We start from the raw sequence: 23572 nt of genomic DNA, 5'->3' as shown, positions 1-23572 counted from the left end.
TTGTGTTATACAAACAAGGCAATGGTGTTCTGCCTACTTGAACCGCTGCAAAGCTGATGACGCCTACCCCAAATATTTGTTTATTTGCACGTAGGTTATGTTTAAAAATATTGTTTCAAATTCCATTTCGCTTATAAAATACCTGTTCCGCTGGTTGGCTATCGTTGTTCCTGTTGCCGCGGCAATTGGTAGTGTAGTGGCTTTTTTTCTGTGGCTGTTAAGTTGGGCTATCCATTTCCGCTTTGCGCATACATGGTTACTGTACCTGCTCCCTGCCGCCGGCGTGGTTATCCACCTGCTGTATAAATGGTATGGCAAAAGTGCCGAACGGGGCAATAACCTCATTATCGACGAAATTCATCAACCCGGTGCAGGAGTGCCAAAACGAATGGCACCGCTTATTTTAGTTACTACCGTTATTACTCATCTTTTCGGAGGCTCGGCAGGGCGCGAGGGTACGGCCGTACAAATTGGAGGCAGCCTGGCCAACCTATTTGGCAGTTGGTTTAAACTGAACGAGGCCGATAATAAAATCATCCTATCAGCAGGCGTTGCCGCGGGCTTTGGGGCTGTATTTGGTACGCCGCTTACTGGTACCATCTTCGCGCTGGAGGTAATTGCTATTGGCCGTGTACCTTATAAAGCTTTTTTTGCCTGTTTGATTGCGGGGTATGTAGGCGATATCACGGTATCCTTATGGGGCATCCACCATACGCTTTACCATGTTGATATTGTAAACACCGGGCAAACATTTTACGGTATTCACCTACCTGTTAGCTTCTGGCTGTTAGCAAAAGTGATATTAGCATCTGCCATATTTGGCGGGGTTAGTTATGCCTTTGCACAGGCAGTGCACCTGGTGAAAAACTTCTCGCTTAGGTGGATCAAAATTACCTGGGTGATACCTGTTGTTGGGGGCCTTGCCATAATAGGCCTTACGTATATTTTGGGCAAGCCCGACTACCTGAGCCTTGGCGTTGATGCCGAATATCCCGGCGCGGTAACTATTGTGTCGGCCTTTCAGCATGCCGGGGCGGATGCATTCAGCTGGCTCTGGAAACTGGTTTATACCGCCATAACTTTAGGCACAGGTTTTAAAGGAGGAGAGGTTACGCCGCTGTTTTATATAGGTTCGACATTAGGTAATAGTCTTGCCGAACTGATGAACGCGCCGGTCGGCCTGTTTGCTGCGTTGGGTTTTATAGCTGTATTTGCCGGGGCTACCAATACGCCGCTGGCCTGTACCTTAATGGGGATAGAGCTTTTTGGTGGCGAGTATGCCATCTTCTTCGCGATAGCATGTTTTACAGCATATTTTTTTAGTGGCGATGGCGGCATTTATTCGGCACAAAAGGTGGCTCTGTCTAAAGCAGAACTCGCGAAAAGCAAATATCTGAAAAGGATGTTTGGCAAATACAGACTGTAGCATTTGCATCTTTTACTAAAACATATCGGTATTTGATTGTTTAATAAGGGTATACCAAAACTCTAACAGCCATGAAAATTAGCAAGATACTTATAGGGATAGACGACAGCAAGTTTGCCGAATATGCCGCATCATACGGGTTTGATATCGCCCATACCTTTAATGCACACGTTGGCTTGGTTCATATTGTAGAGCCTGCTGTTATTGCAGATACCACGAATAATACTATTATGGGCTTGCCTATACAAACGCCCGATTATAATGAGGTAAATATACTCAGCATCCAGAAAGAGCAGGCGAATAACATTATAGAACGTACAATCGAAAAATATGCGAAAGGTTTAGAGGTTACCCGTTTCAATGAATATGACTCCACTGCCGACGGTATTTTAAGCTGTAGTAAAGAATTTAAAGCAGACCTGATCGTGATAGGTACCCATAGCCGAAGCGGCATAGATCGCCTGTTGATGGGCAGTGTAGCAGAAAGCGTTGTTCGTAATGCGCAGGTGCCGGTACTTGTGGTGCCGTTGGTAAAGGAGTAAAAAACTATGTCAATTGCGACCGATAGCGTTGCAATCTCATAGCACAAGCGGATGTGCTGAGTTTGCCGCGTCACCACGTTCCTCGCAATGGCATGTTGCGCTTATCCTAATACAGTAACCGGAATTTTATCGTTTGCTCAATCGCTTTCAACTCGTTTAATACCTCTGTGCCGTAACCGGTGTTAACATCTGTAATTACGTAGCCAATTTGCGGGTTGGTAACTAAAAACTCACCTACTATATTAATGTTGTGGTTTGCAAAAACCTCGTTTATCTGCGCCAGTATCCCCGGTACATTCTTATGGATGTGAATTAACCTGTGGGCATTATTGATGCGTGGTGGTTGCAGATCAGGGAAATTACAGCTCATGTGGGTTTTACCCTCGTTCATAAAAGCAATTACCCTGCGGGGGATAAAATCGGTATTGCGGGGGTTAGCTTTAGGGTCATCGAATATAATGATGCCCTTTTCGCATGCAGCTTCGGCAAGCTTGCGGCTCACGCGGCCAAAACAGCCAATTACTTTTAAGCGCCCCGCATTTTCTAACTGCTCGGGTTTTGGCAGGTTTGTCTCGTCGCAAAATAAAACACCGGCCTCGTCTAAATATTTTTCTTCTATGCTATCGCGATGGCGGAAGTTGTAGCCCTCGCGTTTCATCTGGCCCAATGCTTCTTCATCAATATCGCCAATAACCAAACATTTAATGCGGTTTTTTGGGTATGATATCGCCCTTGGCAGTTTGTTGATATATAAAAATTCGTCGAAACTTGGGGTAATATGATCTGCTTTTTCGGCAACGGATTTACGTTCGATGTTCTCCGTAAAAGCAAAGAATTTTTTGATCATCCCCGATTCCTTCAGCTGGAAATCCGAGTATCCATCACCAATACCAAAGATCTCTCCCGGCAGGTTCAATTCCTTCAAAAGCTTAACCTTGCCGCCCTCTTGCGATAGTGGGTTTTGGCGGTCGTAGCCTACAATGTTGCCCTCTTCATCAAACACAAAGGTGTTGGCGTAGATGTTCTCTTTTTTAATATGATATTCGGTAACCACCGGTGTGATGAACTCCTTAAAACCGCCGGATACGATAAGTACCTCATCCTGGTGGTTCTTGAAAAACACGGTGTTACGCGAGAACGAGGTAGATACCTTTTTCTTTAAATGGGTGATCAGCATCTTCAGGTGGTCGCGGTTGGCGCAAAGCAGTTTCACGCGCTGCTCCAGGCTATCGGTGAACGATAAGCGGCCTTCCATAGAAGCATTGGTAAGGTCTTCTATCTGTTTATAGATGGCCTCACGGTCGGGATGGTTTTTTAAAGATATGCGGGCTAACTCGTCTAAGGCTTCTACCTGGGTAAAGGTGCTGTCGAAATCTATTATAAAATACTGCTCCATTGGGGTGTGCGATGCTGAGCTGCAAATGTGCAAAAAATGATTGAGGCAGCAACCAGAAAATCATCCACATTAGGTGTTCATTTTCAACAGGAAGCAGATTTTGTCTACTTATAAAACAAAAAGAGTGGCCGCACCCCCCGTGCAGCACCCTCTTTAAAACTAAATAAAAGAAGCCTTTATTTAGTTGTGTTTGCGGCTACAGCCAGTTTGTTTGTACCAGGTTGTTAATCAATTTTGAATTAAAGGTGATCCCTTGCCTGTTGGCGCCAATGTTGCTTTTGATGTACATGGATGATCTTAAGCCTTTGATGCCTTTCATTAAACCGGCGCTTTTAATTTCGCCCGGCAGGGTGATCGGGTCTTTTGATGCTTTTAACATGCTCGAACCCATTGTAAGGCAAAGTTTAGAAAAGCCTAACATTTGATCCGGCGTTAAAGGTTTTACTTCGGTAGCCGGCAGGCCATCAAGTGTTTGGCCGGTTACGCTTGCGTACATTTGGGGCAACATAGCGCGGTTCTCTTTTAACTGGGTCATCATGGTGGTAACCAGGTTAGCTAAAGCGTCAACACCTGCAATCCCATTTTCTTTTAGTGCTTTTAGATTATCTGTTTTTGCCAAAGTTTTTTGGAAATCTTCCGATTTTAGCATTGCAACCAGCTCGGCACGCTGTGCTTTCAGTTCGTCGATAGTTAAAACTTTGGTGTCTTTAATTTTTGCCGGGTTTTCGGCTACAGTTTTATCTTGTGCTTTTGCAGCAAAGCATAATGTTAATGCGAATACTGCGCTTAGTAATAACTTTTTCATAATATTTTAGTGTTTAGTTTGTGGTTGTAAAGTTTATATTATCAGCGCTTTACGGAAATCTCCTTGTAGTGGTATATTAAAATGCGTACTAATACGCATGTCATATTTACAAGTCGAAGCATGTATTGCCGGTTTAACATTTTAATTGGCTTGCATTCTTTGTTTCTATAAATGCCGATGCATATTTTTAAGATCAGGAGCGCTTGAAATAATATTTAATTGTAGTGCCACAATTCATTTCAAAAACTGTAGGCTCTTTTATTAGTTATACCAAGTAGCATTAAATCATAAGGTTATGAGGTCCATCTGGAAAGGTACTTTAGGGTTTGGGTTGGTAAGCATCCCGGTTAAATTATATTCGGCAGTGCAAACCAGCAGTATCGACCTGGATATGCTGGATGCCCGCGACCACGAGCGCATCCGATACCATCGTGTTAACGAGAAAACTAACAAAGAGGTGCCTTACGATAAAATTATAAAAGGCTATAAAATAAATGACGACGACTACGTGATAGTAGAAGAAGCCGACTTTGAAGCTGCCGCGCCTGAGAAAAGTAAGGTGGTAGAGATAGAAAGCTTTGTTGACATTGCCGACGTTAATCCCATGTTCTATGAAACATCATATTATACTGAGCCGGATACCAAAAACAATAAGGCTTATGCGCTATTACTCCAGGCACTAAAAAAATCCGGCAAGGCGGGGCTGGCTCGTTTTGTATTACGCAGCACCGAAAGCCTTTGTATTGTGCACCCTGTAGATAATGTATTGGTGATAACCCGCATCCGTTTTGGGCAGGAGATCCGCAGTACCGAGGATTTGAATATAGCTGATGACGTTACTGTAAGCAAAAAGGAACTGGATGTGGGCCTCACTTTGATAAATCAGTACGCGGAAGATTTTGATGTATCTAAGTTTAAGGATGAGTATAATGATGAGTTGCTCAATATCATCAAGGCTAAAGCAAAAGGTAAACGACCTACCATCAAAAAGCTTAAACCACGTGTAACCAAAAGCGATGACTTATACGAGCAACTGATGAGCAGCCTAAAAACTAAGAAAGGTTCATAGTTTTTTTCAAGCAGCAACATCAGATGAACTGCGTAACGCGATTGAATTACACATCAAGCAAACCGAAAATCAAATTATCCGATTAGATTCGGTATTTGAGTCAATAGGTGAAAAAGCTGTAGCAAAAAAATGTGAAGCTATGGCCGGCCTTATTAAGGAATCTGAAGAAATTGTTGAAAGTACCGAAGACGGAAGCATCACACGTGATGCAGGTATCATATCAGCCTGCTAAAAGGTTGAACATTACAAAATTGCTTCATACGGCACGCTTAAAACCTTTGCAGGTGTGTTAGGCTAAACTGAAAAGAAGCTGCCCGAAAGGGCGGTCTCTTTTCAGTTTATATTAGACTAAGATCAAATACATTAGTCATATTTCGAATTTGCGGGGTGGCTTGATTTAGTTATCTTTAGCAATACTATTAACTACTAACTTATAAAGTTTGAAAAAATATTTACCTATTCTCCTCCCGGTTATTGTCTTGTGCTTCGGCTCTTGTAAAAAAGATGCTGTTGACTATACAGGATACACCGCTTCAGGAACCTTAACCAATACCCCCGGCACCAATACCAACGCTAACGATAGTTATTTGCCAACTTCAACAGGTAGCTCTTGGACGTATCAAAGCAAACTAACCGGTACTGTAGAAAGCACGGAGGCTCATATCTCGGGCGCGATAACACCTATTAATGGCCAAAATTATTACGAAGTTAGAAGTGCTACCAAGGGCAAAGAGAACACCCTGCAATACTATTATGTAAAAGATAAAAAGTATAAGATAATGGCTACCACCGTGCAGGAAAAAGTTACCGTCGAGTTTTTTCTGTTGGATGATAACCTTAAAGTTGGCGACAAGTGGACGGCAAAAATGTCGCCGGATGGTTTAGTAAATGGGGTTCCCGGCCGTACAGTAAGCAAAATCATCGAATCGGGAATTACCAAAACGGTGCTTGATAAAACCTACCAAAACGTGATACATACCCACATGACTGTGCAATACGATTTTGGCTTGGGTGACGGGTTTCGGGATTATGGTGCTTATGATTACTACCTGGCTAAGGGAGTTGGATTGATCCAAACCGATGCCGAATTGTTTGGCTTTAAGAGCTCTACTTATTTGTCCAATTACACTATTAAGTAACAAATACGCATAATAATATAAACGGCTTCCGAGAATTTGGGGAGCCGTTTATTATTAGAAAGTTATAAACCCTTGGTTATAATTTTTTTGATAATTTTTTTAATTACAAATTAACCGTGGCATGGTGGTTGTATTGGTAGTACCAAACAAAATATAATAACTATCATGGAAACTACATCAGAAAAATCAGTAGAAGTATTAAACGACTTAATAGAAATTAATAATGACCGTATTGACGGTTTTGACCGCGCATCAAAAAATTTAGGCGAAGCAGACGTAGACCTTAAGGCCGTATTTGACCAGTTTGCAAGTGATAGTCGCAAAAATGTACAGGAACTAAGCCAGGCAGTAGGCCAGGCAGGTGGCGAGGTTGAAACAGGTAACACTGCAAGCGGTACCATTCACCGCGCTTGGATAGATATTAAAGCTACATTTAGTGGCCACGACCGTAAAAGCATTTTAGAAGAATGCGAACGCGGCGAGGATGCCATCAAAAAAGCATACCGCGACGCATTATCTGAAGATAATGGTTTAGCGCCACAATTTGCTAACGTTGTTGCACAGCAGCAACAAGCTATTAACGAAGGCCATGATCGTATCAAAGCTTTAAGAGATAGCCAGGTATAAGCCTAAATAAATTCTTTTTTTTAAAGCCGCCCGCTAACCAGCGGGCGGCTTTTGTCATAAAATGGATTTGTTAACACTAATTTTAAATCCCAAATAAGGTTTTAATCGTATATTTGTAATCATTATAAATAATACATCCACGTTAAAGCTAATTTTGTGATTATATTAATTTTCTTTCTTGGGCACTGGTTTCTGTCGTTGTTCTTTCAAACATTTTTTCTGCACAGATACGCCTCTCATAAAATGTTTACTACCAATAAGTTTTTTGAACGTACGTTTTACGTTATGACTTACGTTTTCCAGGGTTCGTCATACCTAAACCCGCGTGCATATGCAATTATGCACCGCGAGCATCATGCGTACAGCGATACAGAGAAGGACCCGCACTCTCCACACTTCTTTACAGATGTGTTCCAGATGATGTATTACACGGCTGTGAGCTACCGCAAACACGAAAAAAGTTAAAAGAACCCGAAGAACGTTTTATGGGCAACTACCCTGAGTGGAAGTTTCTTGATTACGTAGGTTCATCTATCGTATCACGTATCATATTTGGGTTATTATACATTGCTTTTTATGTAGCATTTGCTACACATTGGTGGATGTTTTTACTGATCCCTATACACCTTATAATGGGCCCGCTGCATGGCGCTATTGTAAACTGGTGCGGCCACAAGTATGGTTACTCAAATTTCGATAACAACGATAAATCAAAAAATACAACTCCGTTCGATTTTCTGATGCTTGGCGAATTGTTTCAGAACAATCATCACAAGCGCCCTAATAGCGCCAATTTTGGTGCAAAATGGTTCGAAATTGACCCTGTTTACCCCATCATGAAACTGATGCATTGGGCAAGGATAATCAGGTTGAGAAAAGCGTATTTATAAAAGCGCAAAGCTTAAAAGTAAAAGGCGAAAGGTTATAAACTTTTCGCCTTTTCTGTTTCGCCTCTCCACGTCCCTCGCCGAAAGAAAGGGGAATAAATCTCAAATAATATAATAAAGTCTCCCCTTTCGGGGGAGATTTAGAGGGGGCTTTGCTATCTTTGCCTTCAGTAAAATTCTACAAATGAAAGTATCAGTATTAGCGCAAAATTTAAGCGGATCGGAGATCATCAAGATAGCGGGTGAAATTAACGAGTTAAAAAAGCAGGGACAAAACATTGCCAACCTAACCATTGGCGATTTCGATTCTAATATTTACCCTATCCCAACCGAACTTAAGGACGGTATTATTGATGCTTATAACCATAACCAAACCAACTACCCACCTGCCGATGGTATGCTTAGCCTGCGCGAAAGTGTATCGGCATTCCTGAAGAATAGGATGGGTTTGGAGTACGCCGCTAACCAGATATTGATCTCGGGTGGTTCACGCCCGTTGATATATTCTGCCTATTTAGCTCTGGTTGATCCGGGAGATAAGGTGGTTTTCCCTACACCATCATGGAACAATAACCACTATTGTGACCTTACCTGTGCCGAAGCGATTTTGGTAGAAACCCGCCCTGAGAATAATTTTATGCCTACGGCAGATGAAATTGCACCTCATTTAAAAGGCGCGACAATGCTGGCATTATGCTCGCCGCTAAACCCGACAGGTACCATGTTTGGTAAAAAAGACCTGGAGCAAATTTGCGACCTGGTAATTGCCGAAAATAAAAGCCGCAGTGCAGATGAGAAACCATTGTACTTGCTGTACGATCAGATCTATTCGCAATTAACCTTTGGCGAATACAAACACTACGACCCGGTAACCCTGCGCCCGGAACTGAAAGATTACACCGTGTTTATCGATGGTGGCTCTAAATGTTTTGCAGCCACAGGTGTACGTGTAGGCTGGGGCTTCGGCCCAACCGAAATTATCAGCAACATGAAAGCCATTGTTGGCCACATGGGTGCATGGTCGCCAAAGGCAGAGCAGGTTGCCATGGCCGAATATTTGGAGAACGAAACTTACGTTGATACCTACCTTGATAAACTGAAAAGCGGCATCCAGGCCAGTTTAACTACCCTGCACGAGGGTTTCCAGGCATTAAAGGCCGATGGTTTTTCTGTTGATTCTATCGAGCCCATGGGTGCCATTTACTTGACCATTAAGGTTGATTATACCGGCAAAACCACCCCGGAGGGACAGGTGCTAAATAACAGTACCGATGTAAACTTTTACCTTATTAAGGAAGCTAAAGTGGCCTTTGTGCCATTCTCGGCCTTTGGTACAGGCGATGATGTAACCTGGTTCAGGGCATCTGTTGGGGCAAGCACTTTGGAAGATATCCAGCAAATGATTCCACGCATCCGCGAAGCGCTTGCGAAATTAAAATAATTAAACCGCCTCCTCCAAATCTCCCCCGGTTGGGGAGACTTGGAAAGCCCTCCCTTCCGGGGAGGGTTGGGTGGGGCATAACTTAAAATAAAAAACACATGGCTCACGGAACCCTCTTTTTAATACCTGTACCACTTGCAGACGAGGCCGCGGCCCAATCATTTACGCCCTACTTGGTTGATACCATTAACAGCGTAAAAGAATATATTGTAGAGAACGAGAAAACCGCCCGTCGCTTTTTAAAGCTGGCTGGTTTAAAAACTCCGCAAAGCGAACTGGTGATCCACGATTATGGCAAACACAACCGCGATGCAGGCCTTAAAGAGTTTTTTAAAGGGCTGATAGCCGGTAACGATGTTGGCCTAATGAGCGAAGCGGGTTGCCCCGGTATTGCCGACCCCGGTGCTGACATTGTAGCCGAGGCGCATAAAAAAGGCATCAAGGTTGTTCCCTTGGTTGGCCCGAGCTCTATTCTGCTTGCGCTAATGGCGTCCGGATTTAACGGACAAAGCTTTACGTTTAATGGTTACCTGCCTATAGATAAGATAGAGCGCAGCAAACGTATCAAAGAACTGGAAGCCCTTGCAGAGAAGAGCAACCAAACACAAATGTTTATCGAAACACCGTTCCGTAACGATAGCATGCTGCAGGAAGTTTTAAAAAGCTGCAAGCCAACAACCCGCCTTTGTATTGCCTGCGATATTACCGCCCCAACAGAATTTATCAAAACATTACCTATAAGCGAGTGGTTAAAACAAGTGCCCGATCTGCGTAAGCGCCCGGCCATCTTCTTATTATTCCATGCTTAAAATGAAATGATAACCCTGCCGCAACATACCAATGTACTAATTGTAGGCGCAGGGCCTTCGGGCCTGATGATGGCTGCCCAATTACTGCGAAATGGCGTGCAGCCGATCATTATCGATATTAAACAAGGCCCGACAAACCAATCAAAAGCATTGGCGGTGCAGGCCCGCTCGCTCGAGATCTATCGCCAGTTAGGTGTTATAGATAAGGTGATCAGCGGGGGCAAACAGGCCGGCGGCATGGCCTTTAACATGATTGGCGAACAATTGGCAGCCATTACGCTAAAGGATCTGGGAAATACCCAAACGCTGTATCCTTTCATCCACCTGTATCAGCAAAGCAAAAACGAGCGCACCCTTTTAGAATATCTAACCACCGCATGCTGCCCCGTTTACTGGGAAACTACCCTCATCAGCCTAAAACAAAATAAAGAAGGAGTGGAAGTCACCCTGCAAAACGGTGATACTACGCATACCCTAACCTGCGATTATGTTATAGGTGCCGATGGCGCGCATAGCGTGGTGCGTAAGCAGTTAGCCATTCCGTTTAACGGCGATACTTATCAGCACAAATTTTTCCTGGCAGATGTGAAGTTGGCAAGCGAAATGCCGGATGACATCCTGAATATGTTCCTCGCCAAAAATGGTTTCGCTGCATTTTTCCCAATGCCCGAGGAGCGGTCGTTCAGGATTGTTGCCAGTTTGCCTGATGGGTTAGAAGATAAGGGAGATCTAAACATTGAAGATGTGCTACCCAATCTGAAAGCGACAACGGAGATAGATATTGATATAGAACAGGTAAACTGGTTCACCATATACAAACTGCATCACCGCATGGCCGATAGGTTTAGCGATGGCCGCTGCTTTTTAATTGGTGATGCCGCGCATATTCATTCGCCGGTTGGCGGCCAGGGGATGAATACGGGTTTGCAGGATGCCTATAACCTGGGCTGGAAACTGGCTGCTGTAATAAACGGACAGATCAAGGAGGCTATACTCACCAGCTATGCTATCGAACGCATGCCGGTAGCTAAAGATCTGCTTAACAGTACTGATAGGATTTTCAATATCATTACCTCTCGTACCTGGTTTAATGGTTTGTTGAAGCGTTATGTAGTACCTAACGTGCTCAAATTATTCTGGAAAAATGAGAAGCTGCGCGAATATTTTTTCCGCCGGGTATCACAAACGGGCATTAGCTACCGCGACAGTAAAATAAACCTGCAGCTTAGCCGTGATACCAAAATAAAAGCCGGCGACCGCCTGCCATACCTCAAAATCTTCGACGAGAAGAAAAAGACCGAAACCGATATCCACGCTTGGTGCAGCAAACCTGGTTTCACGTTGATTACCCTTGGCGAGATTAAAGAAGATTACCTGTTCACCCTTGCCAAATGGATAACGCAGTATTACCAGGGTAGCATCAACTTTTTCCATCTGCCGCCGTCAAATACCAACTGGCATGTGTTTGAAGCTTTTGAGGTAAAGCCCGGTATGCGCAAAGCCCTGCTCATTCGGCCGGACTTGCACATTGGGTATATGAATGATCTGGTAGATATCGGGATGATGAATAATTACCTGCGTAATGTGGTCGGCTTCATCGCCCAAAAATAAAAAAATCGACTGCTACTCACACAGGCGGGCTAAACACAGAATTTTTATGACGCCATCATGTAATTTACGCTTGATGCAAACAGGCTGATGTCTAAAGGTTTTACAAACAGGGCGTCGCAGTTATAAGCGTCGTCTCGGGTCTTTTTTGTTTTGTAGGCAGTAACAACAATCAACGGTACGCCGTGCATTTCGGCATCATCTTTAAAATCCCGGCAAATATCCGCGCACTCGTTATTCAGTAACAAGTAATCCAATATCACGAGGTCGGGCTTAAGCGCTTTGGCCTTATCGAATACCGCGTTTGGATCGAAAGTGATATGGATGTCGTAATTGCCCAGTTGCATAATATCGTCCACGACAGATAAAATGCGGTTATCCTTATCCAGTATCAGGATAGATTTTTGTGATGCTAAAGTTTCCATGAAAATTATTTTAAGTTTCGTCAACGTATCACCATAAGCTATCTATCCGGTATATATCAGGAAAATTATAAAATAAGTACCCCGCTCATACCCGCGGGCACTTAACAAACCTATTATGAAAAAATCACGTGTATGCTTTTTGAAAATTAGTTGGCCAAAACCTTATGGCCGTTTAGCTTCGTGCCGGTTGTTTCCCGGTAGCTGCTGATGGACAGGCCATCCTGTAGCTTAATAGTGAAGGTTTCCTCGCTATCGCAGGTGCCTAATACCATGTATTCGCCAAAAGTGTTAAGGAGGGTAAGGTCGCCGGTAATATAGTTAAGGGCAACTTTGTGGGCTGCCATGGTGGTAGTGTCCGATTCTATCAGTTCAAATTTGGGTACCTCAAAGGTGATGCTGTTGCCCAGGTTGTCGCTAAGCGCCGGGATCTTGTTCTTTAGCATCTCAATAAAATAACCAATGGCAAAGCTCAGCTTATAATGCAGCGAATTGGCGCGGCCGTCGTTATTCTTCATCTCGCTGAACGTTTTTAAACGATTATCCGGGTTGTATACCTGCGATTTTAGCAGAAATTCCTGGTAGGATGCAAACAGCACATTCTTTTCAAAATCGGTGCCCGATGCCGCGTCGATAACCTGTTTGTAAGTGAGTTTTATAATTGCCTTTGACATGATAAATTAAAAGGGGTGAACGCTTTATAATTAATGTAAATGTAGGGCAGGGGGGCAGGCTACGGAAGGGAGTGTCGGTAAATGGCAGGTATGTGTCGACTATCCGATTTTTTTCATCTTAATTTCATCCAGCGGCGGGCAAAATTGGCATAACTATCACTGATGGGCAGTTCAATAGCGGGCAATTTTACCTTGCGGTTTTGGATAGAGATGATTTTGCTCACCGGTACAATATAGCTGCGGTGGATGCGCTGAAATTTATCTTCGGGCAGTTTTTCCAACACCTTTTTAAGCGGCATCAGTGTAAGCACGGTTTTATCAAACTGCAGGTGGATCTTGATGTAATCCTCCATGCTTTCAATATACTCTATATCCTTTAGGGCTATTTTAACCATACGGTATTCCGAGTATACGTATAGGTTTTCGTCTTCGCCCTGTACGGTAGTGGCTGTTTTGTAGCGTAAATAATCAGCGGCTTTTTCAATGGCTTTGCCAAAGCGTTTTACGTCTATTGGTTTCAGCAGGTAGTCAATGGCCTCCAATTCGAACCCTTCAAAAGCAAAGTTCTTATAAGCGGTGGTAAATATTACCATAGGTTTGCTTTCGAGCGAACGCACCAGGTCTATCCCCGTAATATCGGGCATGTTAATATCTACAAAAAGTAAGTCTACGGGATTATTGCGCAAGTATTCCGCGCCAGATACGGCATCTTCAAAGGTTTGCAGTAACTGTAGGGATGGAAACCGCGAAACGTAATTTTTGATCAGTTCAAGCGCAAGGGGTTCGTCATCAATGGCAACACATTTTAAAACCATAATTTATGTGTGCAAAGTTAATACCACGGTAAACTGGTTGTTATCGTCGGTAATGTTTAGGGTGTGCTTGCCGGGGTAAATGTGCTGCAGGCGTTGTTTAGTATTAGTAATGCCGATGCCGGTACGTTCAATATGCTCTTTACGCTCAAATATAGGGTTGGTACACATAAAGGTAACGGTATCGGCAGCTATCAATAGGTTAATATCTATCACGCTTTCGTGTTGTTTGCTTACGCCGTATTTAAACACATTTTCTACAAAGGTCATCAACAATAATGGCGCAATTTTTTGCTGGGCGATGGTGCCATCGATATTAAAGTTCACATTGGTTTTACCGCCAATTCGTAAACCTTGAAGGGCTATGTAGTCTTCAATGCAATCTACTTCACTTTGCAGCGTCACATAATCAAGCGTAACGTCGTCGGTAACATACCGCATAATGTTAGATAGCTTCATGATGCTTTCGGCCGTGTTCTCGTTATTGGTTATGGCCAGCGTATAAATGTTATTCAGTGTATTAAACAAGAAGTGTGGGTTAATCTGTGCTTTCAGGAAAGATAGCTCAGCACTCGCTTTTTCGGCCTCGGCGCTTATCACACGTTGCTCGGTAACCTGCCATTGCTGCACGGTTTTTATGGCTGTGCTTAACGCCATTATCATCAGGAATAAAAATAAGCTGCTGCTATCAAAATGCCTGCGCCGGTTGCCCCAGCGTGGCTGTCCAAACTGCGGAGGCTGATTGACACCCGGCGCAAATTGTGAATTGCCGCGGCGGGCACTATCACGTGGCGGGCCTTGCCTGTTGACGTTTGGCGGGGGGCCAAATTGTGGGCCGCCTTGCTGTTGCATTGCTGCGTTATATCTGTTTGTATCAGCACCGCGCAAAAGCCTCTCATACGGCTTTAAAAAGTAAATAGCGCTTAGCAGACATAGGCAAATGATGGCGTAGCCGATATATTTCTTTTTCAGGAAAAATTTCGGAAAAAGGATATAGGCGTTTACATAAAAAAGGACAATATACGTAGCGCAGAACGCCCAATAATGCGGCGATGCAATTATGGTAAGCATGGAAGTGTTGCCATCGCGCCCGTTGATAAACAACAAAGGGAAGGCCATAAAAAGCAGCCAGCAGGCAATATGTATAATTACCGAAAAGGTTTTTAAACGTAACATTTTCAAAGCAAGTACTATTTAAGTTGTATTTACGCAATGTATCGGTAAGCGAGTGTTTTGTGTGGATGAATTACCCGTGTATGGTTTCGCCCTTGCCGTAATTTTGGATCACCTGCGCCTCGAAGGCCAAAAACTCCGTCCAGCGGGCATCAACGTCAACTGTTACCGCGTGTTTGCGGGCAAGCCTTAAAAACATGGCGTAGTGGGTAGCCTCGCTTATCATCAGCTCGTGGTAAAATACGGAAAGCTCTTTGTCATTAATATTTTCTGACAGTACCTTAAAGCGTTCGCAACTGCGGGCCTCAATCATGGCCGATAGTAGCAACCTGTCTATCAGTTGTTGTTCGCGGCCACCGCCCACTATCATAAATTTGCGCAGTTCGTTCACGTAGTTATCGCGGCGTTCTTTACCCAATACAAAACCGCGCTTCAGCATTATCTCGTGCACCAGTTTAAAGTGCTCCATTTCTTCCTGGGCAAGGGCTATCATTTCCTGCACCACATCGCTCAGGTTAGGGTTTTGGATAATGAGGGTAATGGCATTGGTGGCCGCCTTTTGCTCGCAATAGGCATGGTCGGTTAATAGTTCTTCAATATTGCTTTCTACCACGTTTTTCACCCATAGCGGGTCGGTAGGTAGTTGAAGTTTAAGGATGGTTTTCTCGCTCACAAAGGCAAAGATAGGTTGTTGGAGCGGAAAGGCGAAAGGAATTTAACCACAGCCCATCATTGCGCGGTACGAAGCAATCTCTACATAGGCAGAGCGGCTCTGTATAGCAAAGAGATTGCTTCGTACCGCGCAATAATGCGCGGAGAGAAAATTAAACTCTGTACAAACTTTTATCCTCTATAAATTTTAAAACCGCATCGGGCACAAAATATTGTATGTTCTTTTTTTCGGCGATAGATTTGCGTATGAATGTTGCGGATAATTCCATCTGCGGCGTCATAGTGATAGTTACTGCCGGATGCGATGCCAGCTCTGCGTTTTCATAACCAGGGCGTGGATAAACAAAAATCTTATAATCGCGCAATATCAACTTATAGTTTTTCCACTTATGCAGGGTAACCAGGTTGTCTGATCCCATGATAAGGGCAAACTCGTGCTCGGGATATTTTTCTTTTAGATGGGTAAGGGTATCAATGGTATATGATGGCTGTGGGAGCTTTAGTTCTACATCACTTACGGCTATGTTGGTAGCGTTATCGGTAGCCAGTTTGGCCATTTCCAGACGGTCGTAGGTATTGATCAGGTCGCCATATTTTTTTAGTGGGTTTTGGGGTGATACTACCAGCCACACCTTATCGAGTGCGGTATGGTTTGCCATGTAGTTGGCAATAATCAAATGCCCAATATGTATTGGATTAAAGGAACCGAATAGTAAACCAATTTTCATGAGTTTGCAGTTAATAGTTCGCAAATCATATTGAACAGGGTGCTCGCTATGTGTATATTTTAATTTCGGCTATTAAAACGAATAGTGTATGGCTATGAACTATGAACCATTATCTATGAATCAATGAAATTATTGACTAATTCCTTTGCTTCTTTACAAGCCGTTTCAAGATCGTAATTTTTAAGGATAATATCAAACTGGGGGGCGTAATTAAGCTCTTTTTCTGCTTTTGCAAAACGTTCCTGTAGTTTTTCGTTGCTATCGGTACCCCGGCCGGCCAAACGTTCTTTTAAAACATCAAGCGATGGCGGCTGCACGAAAATAGCCAATGCCTGCTCCTTATACTTGCGTTTTAAGTGCATACCACCCTCTACGTCAATGTCAAAAATAACGGTTTTGCCTTTTGCCCAAATGCGCTCTATTTCCGTCCGTAAAGTACCATAAAACGTCCCTGTATATACTTCTTCAAACTCTACAAATTGTTTTTTGGCAATGCGGTGGGTAAACTCGGGCAGGCTAATAAAATAGTAATCTTTACCATGCTCCTCATCGCCGCGGGCAGGCCGGGTAGTTGCAGAAATGGAAAACTCTAGATTGGGGATCTGGCCAAGCAGGTGGTGCACAATGGTAGTTTTACCTGCACCCGACGGGGCCGAAAATATGATGAGTTTACCGTTTTGGCTCATTAGTTAATAGTTCATGGATCATAGTAGGTTATAGTTTGGCTTTTACCATTAACTATGAACCATCAACTATGAACTTATAGTACATTCAATAATTGTTCTTTAATTTTTTCAAGCTCTTCTTTCATACCTACAACCAATTTTTGCATGTTGGCATCATTAGCTTTAGAGCCCAGGGTGTTTATTTCGCGGCCGATCTCCTGCGAGATGAAACCAAGTTTTTTACCGTTGGCATCCGCGTTTTTCAAGGTCTCGATGAAATAGTCGCAGTGTGCTTTTAAGCGGGTTTTTTCTTCGGTGATGTCAAGCTTATCTATGTAATAGATCAGTTCCTGCTCAAAACGATTTTTGTCGATGCTTTCGGCACCTACGGCCTCGCTCAAGAATTGGTTCAGGCGTTCGCGGATGGCAGGCACACGTTTTGGCTCTTCAACCTCAACAAGCTCCAAATTTTTCAGGATAATGCCGATGCGCATTTTAACATCAGCCTCCAATACATTACCCTCATCGCTCCTAAACTTCTGGAAATTAGCCATAGCCTGCTGAAAGGTTTTTTCAACCAGTTTCCATTCATCTTCAGATACGGTATCTTCTTCGTACTTAACTACCTCGGGTAAACCAAGGGCAAGTTGCAATAGGTTGCCACCTTGTTCGTTAAGTTCGTCGCTTACGCTTTTTAGCTGGTTGTAGTAATGTTTAAGCAATTCGCGGTCGATGCCGGCTGCTTTAACGTTTGAGGTTGCCTGCTCTACATTGATAGAAAGGTTAACCTTACCGCGGTCTATCTGCTTGCTGCAATCGTTACGTAACTGGAACTCTTTTTCGGAGAAGATCTTAGGTAAACGCAGGGAAAGTTCAAGAAATTTACTGTTCAGGGATTTTATCTCAACGGTATATTTTGTTTTGCCGGAGTCATAGCTGGCAATTCCATACCCTGTCATGGATTTTATCATGTGCAAAGATAATATTTTTAGATTATAGATGTAAGATATGAGATGCGAGTTTGCGCTGCATTTAACAAATCTCCTCCCGATAACTATCGGGACACTAACATAACCACCAACTTTAACACTTTTTCACACTTTGGCAGCTATACATTTTATAAGTTTGCGGCGTTAAATAAATATGCTCTTGAAGTTTATAATTGCCTGTACAATAAATCTGTTTTGCTTCGCCTTTCTTGCTTCGGCACAACAGGTTACTATAAAGGGAGCTATTTATAAGCGCATCTCTTCAGACAGGCTTAACGAGGTTTACATCACTAACCTAAAAACCAATAAGGCTATTTATTGCGATGGGTTGGGTGGCTTTAGTATTGAAGCAGCCGTTGGCGATACATTATTATTTACCAAAAGCGGCTACACGCCCCAAAAGCAACAGGCTACAAGTTATGGTATGGTGGTTTACTTGCAGCCCGAAATGCAGCTAAACGAAGTGCGCATACAGGGCCAAACCAAAAAGCAGGAGCTTAACGATATTATGGGCGATTACCGTAAAAAGGGGACTTTTTACAACGGTAGCCCACCAGTATTATCAATGTTAACATCGCCTATTACCGGGTTATATGAACTATTTGGTAAAACACCCGGCCGTGCAAAACGTTTCGCCGCGTTTAGCAAACGCGAAGTAGAAGCAACGGAGGTTGATCGCCGCTATAATAAGCCGTTAGTTATGCGAGCAACCGGTTTAACCGATAATGACAGTACCACTGTACGTAAGTTTATGGAATATTATCGCCCATCGTTTGAAGACCTGAAAATATGGGGCGATTATGATCTCATCAAAAAAATAAAGGCGCAATACGAATACTTTAAGAAAAGTGGTGGTAAGGATAGTTTGCAGAAGTTGTATTAAGGATGGTGAGTAGTTGATTGGCGAGTTGTTCTAAATCCGAAATCGAAAATCCGAAATAAAACTATATCCCCAACGACGCACACGCTTTCTCCGCAGCTAATTTTTCAGCATTTTTCTTGCTGAACTCTTTGCCCGATCCCATGATCTCGCCATCTACACTGGCTTGTACGGTGAATAGTTTGGCGCTTTCGCCTTCCTGATTCTCTATTACATCAAAGCTGATGTCTTTACCGTGGCGTTGGCACCATTCGATAAGTTTACTCTTAAAGTTTGTTTCGGTTTGCTCCAGCGTGTGGATGTCGATGTGCGATTTAATGATGTGGTTCACCAGAAAATTACGGGTAAAATCATACCCCTTATCCAGGTAAACGGCACCTATCAGGGCTTCAAAGGCATCACCTAAAAGTGAGCCCTGCCTGCCCGAGTTTAAGATCTTGGTATCAAACTCTATCAGTTTGTCAAAACCAAGCTTGCGGGCAAGCTGGTTAAGGTTATTGCGGCTTACAATTTTTGAACGCAGCTCTGTTAAAAAGCCTTCGTCTTCGTATGGGTATAGTTTAAAAAGCACTTCGGCTACTACGCTGCCTAAAACGGCATCGCCCAAAAATTCTAAACGTTCGTTACTGTTTTTTACACCCTTGCGGATGTTTTGCGCTACCGACTTGTGGCGAAATGCCAACTTGTATAACGACAAATTGCCCGGTACAAAACCGAGCAAATTTTTTAAAACCTTAACGTATTTTCTATTTGGCGAAAGGTATAGCTTATAAAAGCGGCTTATTGGCATCCATGCGAAATTAGTGCTGGTATTTTTTAAATATAACTGAAGCATTGTGGCCGCCAAAACCAAAGCCATTGCTTTGTACAATGTTTATCTCGCGTTTTTGGGCGGTGTTAAATGTAAAGTTAATTTTAGGGTCAAAGGCCGGGTCGTCTGTAAAGTGATTGATGGTTGGCGGTACAATACCATGCTGCAACGCCAGGATAGAGGCAATTGCTTCAACAGCGCCGGCAGCACCAAGTAAATGGCCCGTCATTGATTTTGTTGAACTGATGTTGATATTATAAATATGGTCGCCAAAAGCATCGGTGATCGCTTTTACTTCTTGCGGGTCGCCAATTGGGGTTGATGTACCGTGTACGTTTACATAGTCGATATCTGACGGTTGTAAACCGGCATCTTCTAACGCAGCTTTCATTACCAGTGATGCACCTAACCCATCCGGGTGTGGCGCAGTCATATGGTAAGCATCGGCACTCATTCCACCTCCAACCATTTCGGCATAAATTTTAGCGCCGCGTTTAAGGGCGTGCTCCAATTCTTCCAAAATTATGGTTCCCGCGCCTTCGCCGGCCACAAAACCATCACGATCCAGATCAAAGGGGCGTGATGCCGTTGTAGGGTCGTCGTTACGGGTGCTTAGGGCATGCATAGCGTTAAAACCGCCAATACCTGCTTCGTTGATGATAGCTTCAGACCCACCTGTAATAAACATGTTTGCTTTACCCAAGCGCAGGTAATTAAAGGCATCAATAAGCGAGTTGTTTGATGATGCACATGCGGAAACCGTGGTAAAGTTTGGCCCGCGTAAACCATATTTAATAGATATATGGCCCGGTGCAATGTCGGCAATCATTTTAGGGATAAAGAACGGGTTAAACTTGGGTGTACCATCGCCTTTGGCAAAGTTTACAACCTCATCTAAAAACGTTTTTAAACCACCGATGCCGGATCCCCAGATAACGCCTATGCGGCTGGTATCCAGTTTGTCGAAATCTAATCCCGCATCTTTAACAGCTTCTTCTGTAGAAAATAAAGCGTATTGCACGAACGGATCGAGCTTACGAGCCTCTTTACGGCCCAAAAAACCTTCAGCGTCAAACCCCTTTACTTCACAGGCAAATTTGGTTTTGAATTTTTCAACATCAAAACTCTTAATAAAGGCAGCGCCGCTTACCCCATTAATAAGGCTGTTCCAATATTCGGGAACAGTATTACCAATTGGAGTAAGCGCTCCAAGCCCGGTCACTACAACTCTTTTAAACTCCATTGAACAGTTTTAGGGAGCTCTAAATTAAGCTTTAACGTTTTTTTCTAAGTAAGCAACAGCCTGGCCAACAGTACCGATAGTTTCGGCCTGATCGTCAGGGATTGCAACGTTAAATTCTTTTTCAAACTCCATGATCAATTCCACGGTGTCTAAAGAGTCAGCACCAAGATCGTTGGTGAAGCTTGCTTCTGGTGTAACTTCACTTTCGTCAACACCCAGTTTTTCCACGATAATTGCTTTTACTCTTGAAGCGATATCAGACATAGTCTTTATAGTTTAATGATTAATAAATTCAGTGCAAAGAAAAATAAATTATGTTAAATATCAAATCTAAAAACTTTGACAATATTGATTGAACAATTAATTGTGACAAAAGATTTGGACTTGCGTTTTTAACCGGCGTAAAAGTAATGATTTTGAGTAGAACTATTAAAGTTTAATATCTATTTCCAATTAATAGTGATAAAGTTGCATTTAGTGAATGTATCTGCCTTATTATTAGGTAATTAATTAGTTTGTCAAATGGCCGGTAATTAGCAAATTTATTTAAAATGCAGGCCTTTGAAAGCCCAGCGGTGCTTAATTTTTCTTTAAAAATGGCTTAGCTTATCATCCGCCTTGCGGAAAAAATTTCAAACTTGCCGCGCTATTATATTAGTATACAGTTGATGCAAATGAAGGGTGGTTTAAACCGGCAACCCTTTATTTAAAAATGTATCAACAAAAATTTATGGTAAGTGCTTACGTTTTGTATTTTTACCATCTTAAAATGTAAATGGTTTTGAACAGGAAAGTTTTAAAGTTTGAGATCGATCTGGATTTTGTGCTGATAGCGGTTACCACATCTTTGAAAGATTACCGCATTTGCTACCATATAAACAAATGTTTAAATTTTAATTTTACCCGGGTAGTAGATCTATCGCTGGATACCAATGTTAACGGTGCGCCGCTGCTGTTCTCGATGTTCCACTTTAGCTGGGAAAGTACCGAAACCGATTTCTATTTTATTGGAAATAAGGGGAGTGAAGGTTATTTGGTGCCCGAAATGCGCGAGGCCGATTATTTTATAATGATCAAAAATTATATTGATGATGACGACCTTGAAAACGTACTTTCGTGCCTGAATAAGATCCCTGAAATTGTTGCGGCGGTAAAGATTGACCCGAAAAAAATAAAATCACGCGAAAATCTATTATTTTAGCGGAAATTTAGATGTGTAATTTATACACAATACAGTAATATAGCCTGAATTTAACCTGAAAATATGAAATTTTACTATAATCGTACTAAGATTGTTGCCACAATGGGCCCGGCCTGCTCAAAAAAAGAAGTGTTATTATCAATGATCCGCGCCGGTTTAAATGTGTGCCGATTGAATTTTTCGCACGGTAAACCCGAAGACCACAAGAAATTTATTGACCTTATCCGCGAGATAAACGACGAATATAAAACTAACGTAGGTATCCTTGCCGATTTGCAGGGCCCTAAAATTCGTATTGGTTTGGTTAAAGACGGCGGTATCCACCTGATTAATGGTACCCGTATCAACATCACTACCAATGAATGTATTGGTGACGATAACCAGATCTACATTACTTACGAAACCTTCCCGCAGGATGTGCAGGCAAACGAGATCATTTTATTAGATGATGGTAAACTGCAGCTGAAAGTTATTGAGACCAACCGTAAAGACACCGTAATTTGCGAGGTTGTACACGGTGGTATCTTAACATCACGTAAAGGTGTAAACCTGCCAAATACAAAAGTATCAATCCCAAGCTTAACGCCGGATGATTTGGTGAACCTGCAATACGCCCTGCAATGGGATGTAGATTGGGTTGGCCTTTCTTTCGTACGTACCGGACAGGATATTATAGACCTTAAACGCATCATCCGCGAAAGTGGTAAAGCTGCACGTGTAATTGCCAAGGTTGAAAAACCGGAGGCTATCGAAAACATCGACGAGATCATCGCCGCTAGTGATGGTGTGATGATTGCCCGTGGTGACCTTGGCGTGGAGTGCCCGCTTGAAGAAGTGCCTTTGCTGCAAAAAATGATCGCCCGTAAATGCCGCGATGCATCAAAACCGGTTATTGTTGCTACGCAGATGCTGGAATCTATGATCACAACCCCGCGCCCAACACGTGCCGAGGTTAATGACGTTGCCAACTCGGTACTTGATGGTGCCGATGCGGTGATGCTAAGCGGTGAAACATCTGTTGGTGAGTTCCCGGTTATTGTTATCGAAACAATGGCTAAGATCGTTCGTAACGTGGAAGACCTTGGTTATCCGTTCAACGCTTCTAAAGTGGAAAATACAGATTCAACATCTGCAAATTACCTGAGCGACGCGCTTTGCGGTTCGGCTGTTTATTTGGCAGAGCATACCAAAGCAGAGGGTATCGTATCAATGACGGTTAGTGGTTACACCGCTTTCGAGATCTCGAGCTACCGCCCTAAAGCAGGTACTTACATTTTTACATCTAACAAGCAGTTGCTTAACGCGCTTAGCCTTGTTTGGGGCGTACGTGCGTTTTACTACGATAAATCTGACAGTACAGACGAAACTATTGCCGATGTAAACAACATCCTGAAAGCTGAGCAATTGCTTAACGCAGGTGATGTGGTTATCAATACCGCGGCAGTGCCAATTATTAAACAAGGCAAAACCAATATGCTTAAAGTAAGCGTTATTGAGTAGTTTTTAGAGATTAGTTGCTTATCACTTATCAAGACAAAAGAGGGTTATGCTTA

Annotated in this window: 26 protein-coding genes, 1 pseudogene and 1 riboswitch; of the genes and pseudogenes, 14 read left to right on the top strand and 13 right to left on the bottom strand. The window is 43.0% G+C overall.

The window, feature by feature from the left end; genetic code table 11:
• Window positions 1–8 precede the first annotated feature (8 nt).
• Window positions 9–73, top strand: a riboswitch (Fluoride riboswitch).
• A gap of 24 nt (window positions 74–97) precedes the next feature.
• Entirely contained in the window at window positions 98–1426 is a 1329-nt protein-coding gene (locus RHM67_RS19695) for a voltage-gated chloride channel family protein (protein ID WP_322229037.1), read from the top strand.
• Window positions 1427–1497: 71 nt separating this feature from the next.
• Entirely contained in the window at window positions 1498–1968 is a 471-nt protein-coding gene (locus RHM67_RS19690) for a universal stress protein (RefSeq protein WP_322229036.1), read from the top strand.
• A 106-nt stretch (window positions 1969–2074) separates the two neighbouring features.
• Here the strand turns inward: RHM67_RS19690 and RHM67_RS19685 are convergent, their stop codons facing one another.
• Together RHM67_RS19685 and RHM67_RS19680 are read right to left on the bottom strand one after the other, a co-directional pair.
• Window positions 2075–3364 carry an HAD-IB family phosphatase gene (locus tag RHM67_RS19685; protein WP_322229035.1) on the bottom strand — a complete coding sequence of 430 codons (1290 nt, stop codon included), beginning with the start codon at window positions 3362–3364 and terminating at the stop codon, window positions 2075–2077.
• 196 nt (window positions 3365–3560) lie between these two features.
• Window positions 3561–4169: a hypothetical protein gene (locus RHM67_RS19680; RefSeq protein WP_322229033.1), complete on the bottom strand. Its 609-nt coding sequence runs from the start codon at window positions 4167–4169 to the stop codon at window positions 3561–3563.
• 295 nt (window positions 4170–4464) lie between these two features.
• Between RHM67_RS19680 and RHM67_RS19675 the strand changes: the two genes are divergently transcribed.
• The 9 genes and pseudogenes from RHM67_RS19675 (at window position 4465) to RHM67_RS19635 (ending at window position 11752) form a co-directional block, all read left to right on the top strand.
• The gene (locus RHM67_RS19675; RefSeq protein ID WP_322229032.1) at window positions 4465–5238 is read left to right on the top strand and encodes a Ku protein; all 774 of its coding nucleotides are present in this window, start codon (window positions 4465–4467) and stop codon (window positions 5236–5238) included.
• 16 nt (window positions 5239–5254) lie between these two features.
• Window positions 5255–5470 (top strand): annotated as a pseudogene (locus RHM67_RS19670) (DUF892 family protein); the annotation flags it as partial.
• 208 nt (window positions 5471–5678) lie between these two features.
• The gene (locus RHM67_RS19665) at window positions 5679–6377 is read left to right on the top strand and encodes a hypothetical protein (protein ID WP_322229031.1); all 699 of its coding nucleotides are present in this window, start codon (window positions 5679–5681) and stop codon (window positions 6375–6377) included.
• Window positions 6378–6542: 165 nt separating this feature from the next.
• Window positions 6543–7004: a PA2169 family four-helix-bundle protein gene (locus RHM67_RS19660; protein WP_322229030.1), complete on the top strand. Its 462-nt coding sequence runs from the start codon at window positions 6543–6545 to the stop codon at window positions 7002–7004.
• Window positions 7005–7160: 156 nt separating this feature from the next.
• Window positions 7161–7469, top strand: a complete 309-nt coding sequence (locus tag RHM67_RS19655) for a fatty acid desaturase (RefSeq protein WP_322229028.1) — start codon at window positions 7161–7163, stop codon at window positions 7467–7469.
• A 20-nt stretch (window positions 7470–7489) separates the two neighbouring features.
• On the top strand, window positions 7490–7894 hold the full coding sequence (locus RHM67_RS19650) for a fatty acid desaturase (protein WP_322229026.1): 405 nt from the start codon (window positions 7490–7492) through the stop codon (window positions 7892–7894).
• A gap of 181 nt (window positions 7895–8075) precedes the next feature.
• Window positions 8076–9332, top strand: coding sequence for a pyridoxal phosphate-dependent aminotransferase (locus RHM67_RS19645; RefSeq protein WP_322229025.1), 1257 nt, complete (start codon window positions 8076–8078; stop codon window positions 9330–9332).
• A gap of 98 nt (window positions 9333–9430) precedes the next feature.
• Window positions 9431–10141 (top strand): SAM-dependent methyltransferase, encoded by a 711-nt coding sequence (locus RHM67_RS19640; RefSeq protein WP_322229023.1) that lies wholly within the window; start codon window positions 9431–9433, stop codon window positions 10139–10141.
• A 6-nt stretch (window positions 10142–10147) separates the two neighbouring features.
• Window positions 10148–11752, top strand: a complete 1605-nt coding sequence (locus RHM67_RS19635; RefSeq protein ID WP_322229021.1) for an FAD-dependent monooxygenase — start codon at window positions 10148–10150, stop codon at window positions 11750–11752.
• 44 nt (window positions 11753–11796) lie between these two features.
• Here RHM67_RS19635 and RHM67_RS19630 read toward each other — a convergent pair whose 3' ends face one another.
• From RHM67_RS19630 to RHM67_RS19595, 8 genes are all read right to left on the bottom strand, one after another.
• Window positions 11797–12174: a response regulator gene (locus RHM67_RS19630; RefSeq protein ID WP_322229020.1), complete on the bottom strand. Its 378-nt coding sequence runs from the start codon at window positions 12172–12174 to the stop codon at window positions 11797–11799.
• A gap of 146 nt (window positions 12175–12320) precedes the next feature.
• Window positions 12321–12845 carry a hypothetical protein gene (locus tag RHM67_RS19625; protein ID WP_322229019.1) on the bottom strand — a complete coding sequence of 175 codons (525 nt, stop codon included), beginning with the start codon at window positions 12843–12845 and terminating at the stop codon, window positions 12321–12323.
• A 113-nt stretch (window positions 12846–12958) separates the two neighbouring features.
• Window positions 12959–13660: a LytTR family DNA-binding domain-containing protein gene (locus tag RHM67_RS19620; protein ID WP_322229018.1), complete on the bottom strand. Its 702-nt coding sequence runs from the start codon at window positions 13658–13660 to the stop codon at window positions 12959–12961.
• A gap of 3 nt (window positions 13661–13663) precedes the next feature.
• Window positions 13664–14833, bottom strand: coding sequence for a histidine kinase (locus RHM67_RS19615; protein WP_322229017.1), 1170 nt, complete (start codon window positions 14831–14833; stop codon window positions 13664–13666).
• Window positions 14834–14903: 70 nt separating this feature from the next.
• On the bottom strand, window positions 14904–15503 hold the full coding sequence (locus tag RHM67_RS19610; protein WP_322229016.1) for a tRNA-(ms[2]io[6]A)-hydroxylase: 600 nt from the start codon (window positions 15501–15503) through the stop codon (window positions 14904–14906).
• 151 nt (window positions 15504–15654) lie between these two features.
• Entirely contained in the window at window positions 15655–16230 is a 576-nt protein-coding gene (gene nadD, locus RHM67_RS19605; RefSeq protein ID WP_322229014.1) for a nicotinate (nicotinamide) nucleotide adenylyltransferase, read from the bottom strand.
• 113 nt (window positions 16231–16343) lie between these two features.
• Entirely contained in the window at window positions 16344–16916 is a 573-nt protein-coding gene (gmk, locus tag RHM67_RS19600) for a guanylate kinase (RefSeq protein ID WP_322229012.1), read from the bottom strand.
• A 74-nt stretch (window positions 16917–16990) separates the two neighbouring features.
• Complete coding sequence (locus tag RHM67_RS19595; RefSeq protein WP_322229011.1) at window positions 16991–17866, bottom strand: YicC/YloC family endoribonuclease; 876 nt, start codon at window positions 17864–17866, stop codon at window positions 16991–16993.
• 178 nt (window positions 17867–18044) lie between these two features.
• Between RHM67_RS19595 and RHM67_RS19590 the strand changes: the two genes are divergently transcribed.
• On the top strand, window positions 18045–18767 hold the full coding sequence (locus RHM67_RS19590) for a hypothetical protein (protein ID WP_322229010.1): 723 nt from the start codon (window positions 18045–18047) through the stop codon (window positions 18765–18767).
• Window positions 18768–18828: 61 nt separating this feature from the next.
• Here RHM67_RS19590 and rnc read toward each other — a convergent pair whose 3' ends face one another.
• The 3 genes from rnc to RHM67_RS19575 are packed head-to-tail and all read right to left on the bottom strand — an operon-like array spanning window position 18829 to window position 21082.
• Window positions 18829–19554, bottom strand: a complete 726-nt coding sequence (gene rnc / locus RHM67_RS19585; RefSeq protein ID WP_252759210.1) for a ribonuclease III — start codon at window positions 19552–19554, stop codon at window positions 18829–18831.
• 10 nt (window positions 19555–19564) lie between these two features.
• A complete protein-coding gene (fabF, locus tag RHM67_RS19580; protein ID WP_322229009.1) occupies window positions 19565–20818 on the bottom strand; it encodes a beta-ketoacyl-ACP synthase II in 1254 nt (417 codons plus the stop codon).
• Between the two features lie 24 nt (window positions 20819–20842).
• Entirely contained in the window at window positions 20843–21082 is a 240-nt protein-coding gene (locus RHM67_RS19575) for an acyl carrier protein (RefSeq protein ID WP_067058906.1), read from the bottom strand.
• A 511-nt stretch (window positions 21083–21593) separates the two neighbouring features.
• Between RHM67_RS19575 and RHM67_RS19570 the strand changes: the two genes are divergently transcribed.
• A complete protein-coding gene (locus RHM67_RS19570; RefSeq protein WP_322229005.1) occupies window positions 21594–22019 on the top strand; it encodes an IPExxxVDY family protein in 426 nt (141 codons plus the stop codon).
• A 63-nt stretch (window positions 22020–22082) separates the two neighbouring features.
• Window positions 22083–23519, top strand: a complete 1437-nt coding sequence (gene pyk / locus RHM67_RS19565; protein ID WP_322229004.1) for a pyruvate kinase — start codon at window positions 22083–22085, stop codon at window positions 23517–23519.
• The last annotated feature ends 53 nt before the right edge of the window (window positions 23520–23572 follow it).

It is taken from the genome of Mucilaginibacter sp. 5C4 (genome assembly GCF_034345625.1).
Taxonomy (GTDB): domain Bacteria; phylum Bacteroidota; class Bacteroidia; order Sphingobacteriales; family Sphingobacteriaceae; genus Mucilaginibacter; species Mucilaginibacter aurantiaciroseus.
The sequence above is the reverse complement of the archived record's forward strand: the minus strand, read 5'-3'. Positions and strand labels throughout refer to the sequence as shown.

Excerpts from the sequence above, each read along its gene's own strand:
- RHM67_RS19695 (WP_322229037.1), top strand. The coding sequence starts at position 98 with ATGTTTAAAAATATTGTTTCAAATTCCATTTCGCTTATAAAATACCTG.
- RHM67_RS19690 (WP_322229036.1), top strand. The coding sequence starts at position 1,498 with ATGAAAATTAGCAAGATACTTATAGGGATAGACGACAGCAAGTTTGCC.
- RHM67_RS19685 (WP_322229035.1), bottom strand. The coding sequence starts at position 3,364 with ATGGAGCAGTATTTTATAATAGATTTCGACAGCACCTTTACCCAGGTA.
- RHM67_RS19680 (WP_322229033.1), bottom strand. The coding sequence starts at position 4,169 with ATGAAAAAGTTATTACTAAGCGCAGTATTCGCATTAACATTATGCTTT.
- RHM67_RS19675 (WP_322229032.1), top strand. The coding sequence starts at position 4,465 with ATGAGGTCCATCTGGAAAGGTACTTTAGGGTTTGGGTTGGTAAGCATC.
- RHM67_RS19660 (WP_322229030.1), top strand. The coding sequence starts at position 6,543 with ATGGAAACTACATCAGAAAAATCAGTAGAAGTATTAAACGACTTAATA.
- RHM67_RS19650 (WP_322229026.1), top strand. The coding sequence starts at position 7,490 with ATGGGCAACTACCCTGAGTGGAAGTTTCTTGATTACGTAGGTTCATCT.
- RHM67_RS19645 (WP_322229025.1), top strand. The coding sequence starts at position 8,076 with ATGAAAGTATCAGTATTAGCGCAAAATTTAAGCGGATCGGAGATCATC.
- RHM67_RS19640 (WP_322229023.1), top strand. The coding sequence starts at position 9,431 with ATGGCTCACGGAACCCTCTTTTTAATACCTGTACCACTTGCAGACGAG.
- RHM67_RS19635 (WP_322229021.1), top strand. The coding sequence starts at position 10,148 with ATGATAACCCTGCCGCAACATACCAATGTACTAATTGTAGGCGCAGGG.
- RHM67_RS19630 (WP_322229020.1), bottom strand. The coding sequence starts at position 12,174 with ATGGAAACTTTAGCATCACAAAAATCTATCCTGATACTGGATAAGGAT.
- RHM67_RS19625 (WP_322229019.1), bottom strand. The coding sequence starts at position 12,845 with ATGTCAAAGGCAATTATAAAACTCACTTACAAACAGGTTATCGACGCG.
- RHM67_RS19620 (WP_322229018.1), bottom strand. The coding sequence starts at position 13,660 with ATGGTTTTAAAATGTGTTGCCATTGATGACGAACCCCTTGCGCTTGAA.
- RHM67_RS19615 (WP_322229017.1), bottom strand. The coding sequence starts at position 14,833 with ATGTTACGTTTAAAAACCTTTTCGGTAATTATACATATTGCCTGCTGG.
- nadD (WP_322229014.1), bottom strand. The coding sequence starts at position 16,230 with ATGAAAATTGGTTTACTATTCGGTTCCTTTAATCCAATACATATTGGG.
- gmk (WP_322229012.1), bottom strand. The coding sequence starts at position 16,916 with ATGAGCCAAAACGGTAAACTCATCATATTTTCGGCCCCGTCGGGTGCA.
- RHM67_RS19595 (WP_322229011.1), bottom strand. The coding sequence starts at position 17,866 with ATGATAAAATCCATGACAGGGTATGGAATTGCCAGCTATGACTCCGGC.
- rnc (WP_252759210.1), bottom strand. The coding sequence starts at position 19,554 with ATGCCAATAAGCCGCTTTTATAAGCTATACCTTTCGCCAAATAGAAAA.
- fabF (WP_322229009.1), bottom strand. The coding sequence starts at position 20,818 with ATGGAGTTTAAAAGAGTTGTAGTGACCGGGCTTGGAGCGCTTACTCCA.
- RHM67_RS19575 (WP_067058906.1), bottom strand. The coding sequence starts at position 21,082 with ATGTCTGATATCGCTTCAAGAGTAAAAGCAATTATCGTGGAAAAACTG.
- RHM67_RS19570 (WP_322229005.1), top strand. The coding sequence starts at position 21,594 with ATGGTTTTGAACAGGAAAGTTTTAAAGTTTGAGATCGATCTGGATTTT.
- pyk (WP_322229004.1), top strand. The coding sequence starts at position 22,083 with ATGAAATTTTACTATAATCGTACTAAGATTGTTGCCACAATGGGCCCG.